Here is a 3,233-nt window from a genome sequence, read left to right on the forward strand (position 1 = left end):
GGGCGGTAACTGCGTTGACTACGCTCGCTTACCTAATCACATAGCGAGCTATGCTCATAGGGATAAGCTCGCTTGTCGCCTTGTTAGCGCTCCCACTGATTTAAAGAGACCTCAAATAGTTGAATGACGTAAGCACCAACTACTTTGAGCAAGACTTATAATTTTGTTTTTTAAATATTCCGATATTTGAAATACGTAGAGCAAGTCAGCGACTTTAGTTCAAGGAAAACACGCGGAGCTTATGACCATAAGTGAGCATGTTTGACACAGAAATAAAGGCTCTGAAGCAGCTATAAGGATTTTAAAACATGAATGTACTTATTATTGGTGCTGGTGGTAGAGAACATGCTTTGGGTTGGAAAGCGGCACAAAACCCAAATGTCGAAACGGTATTCATCGCTCCAGGTAACGCAGGTACTGCACTTGAGCCGAAACTTGAGAACGTAAACATCGGCGTTGAAGACATCGCTGGTTTAGTCTCGTTTGCTCAAGAGAAAAAAATCGAACTGACCATCGTTGGCCCTGAAGCGCCATTAGTTATTGGGGTCGTTGACGCATTCCGCGAAGTAGGTCTTCCTATCTTTGGTCCAACTCAAGCGGCAGCACAGCTTGAAGGATCTAAAGCATTCACTAAAGATTTCCTAGCTCGTCATGACATCCCAACAGGTTACTACGCAAACTTCACTGAGATTGAGCCAGCTCTCGCTTACGTACGTGAGCAAGGCGCTCCAATCGTAGTAAAAGCGGACGGCCTTGCAGCAGGTAAAGGCGTTATCGTTGCGATGACCCTTGAAGAAGCAGAAGACGCAATCAAAGACATGCTAGCAGGCAACGCATTTGGCGAAGCGGGCAGCCGCGTGGTTATCGAAGAGTTTCTTGAAGGCGAAGAAGCAAGCTTCATCGTAATGGTTGACGGTTCTAGCGTCCTTCCTATGGCCACCAGCCAAGATCACAAACGTGTTGGCGACAAAGACACAGGCCCTAACACAGGTGGCATGGGTGCTTACTCTCCAGCCCCAGTGGTAACGCCTGAAATCCACAACCGTATCCTTGAGGAAGTTATCTACCCTACGGTACGTGGTATGGACGCAGAAGGTGCACCTTACACTGGTTTCCTTTACGCTGGACTAATGATCGATGCTGACGGCACACCTAAGGTTATCGAATACAACTGCCGCTTCGGCGACCCTGAAACGCAACCTATCATGATGCGTATGGAATCGGATCTTGTTGAGCTTTGCCTAATGGCTATCGACGAGAAACTCGACGAAGCAGAGTCTAAGTGGGATCCACGCGCGTCTATTGGTGTCGTTCTTGCAGCTGGCGGTTACCCTGCTGACTACGCAAAAGGTGACGTTATTTCACTACCAACAAGCGAAGTTGAAGGCCAAAAGGTTTTCCATGCAGGTACGACAAATAACGAAGCTGGCGATGTGGTGACAAACGGTGGTCGTGTACTTTGTGCGACTGCACTCGGTAACACGGTTTCTGAGGCTCAGGAGCACGCATACGCGTTAACTAAACAGGTTAGCTGGAATGGTATGTTCCACCGCAATGACATAGGTTACCGCGCGATTGCTCGTGAAAATGAAGCAAAATAAATGACCGATATCCGGGAAACAAAAAGAGGCGCTACCAAGCGCCTCTTTTTACATCTGGGCCTAATTGACTACCCTTTATCGATAAGGCTTGGGCGCTCAATACAATCATGGCTATTATCATCGAGCATCAATAACTCTTCTATTACAATTTTATTAGCGCTGGTCTTACCCAGGACTGCAATATAACTATTAAACGCGGATAAACGGTTAACTACAAACGTAGGCAACGTATGGTTAAACTCTATTTCATCATACGATTGACCGGAGCAGGTTTCAAAATTTGAACCATCCCAGTAGCCTTGAATTAGCGTATTACCCTCTCGAACGAGCCCCTTCGTCACGTCCGCGATAGAGTTGGCTTCAAGCCGATAACGTTGCAATTGCTCTTCATTTAACGGCAGCACCTTATCATCAATGCGATACTGCTGATAAACTGCTTCACCATTAACATTAAAACGAACATGAACTCGGTATGGGACCAGATCTGAGCCTTGGACTTGTTCACCTTCACGAATAAACTCTCGCACCGCTCCTTCACTCCATCGATAATCCGATTTGTACCATCCATAATCACCGGAAAACACGTAATTCCCAGCATTATAGGGCTGACTTAAACGCTCGGTATACCAATAGAATGTGGTGGCATCCCCCATTGTCTTACCACCCGTGTAGTCAGAAAACTGATCAAGATTCGAAGTGGATACTGATGAAGAGCAACCTAATAGAGAAAAGCTGATTAATGAAGATAAAAGGATTTTTTTCATAGATAGGAAATAACGCCAAGATAGATTACCTTGGCGTATTGTAAATTACTTTACTGAATCTTTCAGTGCTTTACCTGCCACAAACGCCGGAACGTTAGCTGCAGCAATTTGGATTTCTGCACCAGTCTTTGGATTACGGCCAGTACGCGCTGCACGGTGATTTACTTTGAATGTACCAAAACCAATTAGTTGAACCTGGTCACCGTCTTTAAGTGCTTCAGTCACGCTACCAAGAGTGGCTTCTAGAGCCGCTTTCGCTTGAGCTTTTGATAGATCTGCTTTTTCAGCAATAAAGTCGATTAATTGGGTCTTGTTCATTGGGTTTCCCTTCTTTATAGGTTATCGAATTCAACTCACTCTAATGCATAAAGCCCCCGTCTGGCAAAGGTTTGTCGGCGTTCTTTCGCTTTAATGACGTACTTTTAACCGTATTATGAGCATTAACTCACAATTTGAGCGCCATAACCCAAGCATTCGTATCTTCCTTACCACTGTAAGCATGCACACTATCTAAACATACGCTTCAAATTCAAGCGACTTCCGCTGCGGAAAATACTGTAGAAACCAGCGTATTATTTAATTTGAGGTTTTGAATTTTTAGATGATAATGCGTGTCTTATGGCAGTATCTTTTATTAAAAACCCAAATAGGAACTCTATGCTGTTACTTTTCATTTATGTCTTTGTTGCTATAGGCGTCTCTTTCATTTGTTCAATACTGGAAGCTGTATTACTCAGCATTACCCCAAGCTATATCGCCCAACTAAAACAGAGTAATCACCCATCGGCGCCGAGGCTTGCTGCATTAAAACAGAATATTGATCGACCACTCGCGTCCATTTTAACGTTGAATACTATTGCCCACACCA

General features: G+C 44.7%; 4 protein-coding genes. 2 read left to right on the plus strand and 2 right to left on the minus strand.

What is annotated here, in order from left to right; genetic code table 11:
- The first annotated feature begins 308 nt into the window (after positions 1 to 308).
- The gene (gene purD, locus ACP45E_RS14465) at positions 309 to 1,601 is read left to right on the plus strand and encodes a phosphoribosylamine--glycine ligase (protein ID WP_017037169.1); all 1,293 of its coding nucleotides are present in this window, start codon (positions 309 to 311) and stop codon (positions 1,599 to 1,601) included.
- 68 nt (positions 1,602 to 1,669) lie between these two features.
- Here the strand turns inward: purD and ACP45E_RS14470 are convergent, their stop codons facing one another.
- The gene (locus tag ACP45E_RS14470; RefSeq protein WP_017037170.1) at positions 1,670 to 2,365 is read right to left on the minus strand and encodes a DUF1481 domain-containing protein; all 696 of its coding nucleotides are present in this window, start codon (positions 2,363 to 2,365) and stop codon (positions 1,670 to 1,672) included.
- A gap of 45 nt (positions 2,366 to 2,410) precedes the next feature.
- Positions 2,411 to 2,683, minus strand: a complete 273-nt coding sequence (gene hupA, locus ACP45E_RS14475) for a nucleoid-associated protein HU-alpha (protein WP_017035691.1) — start codon at positions 2,681 to 2,683, stop codon at positions 2,411 to 2,413.
- Positions 2,684 to 3,022: 339 nt separating this feature from the next.
- Here hupA and ACP45E_RS14480 point away from each other — a divergent pair.
- Positions 3,023 to 3,233, plus strand: a 211-nt coding sequence (locus ACP45E_RS14480; RefSeq protein ID WP_141707348.1) for a CNNM domain-containing protein, incomplete at its 3' end; no start/stop codon positions are given.

The organism is Vibrio genomosp. F10 str. 9ZD137 (assembly GCF_049974785.1).
Taxonomy (GTDB): Bacteria; Pseudomonadota; Gammaproteobacteria; order Enterobacterales; family Vibrionaceae; genus Vibrio.

Coding starts and splice junctions, on each gene's coding strand:
- purD (WP_017037169.1), top strand. CDS start 309: ATGAATGTACTTATTATTGGTGCTGGTGGTAGAGAACATGCTTTGGGT.
- ACP45E_RS14470 (WP_017037170.1), bottom strand. CDS start 2,365: ATGAAAAAAATCCTTTTATCTTCATTAATCAGCTTTTCTCTATTAGGT.
- hupA (WP_017035691.1), bottom strand. CDS start 2,683: ATGAACAAGACCCAATTAATCGACTTTATTGCTGAAAAAGCAGATCTA.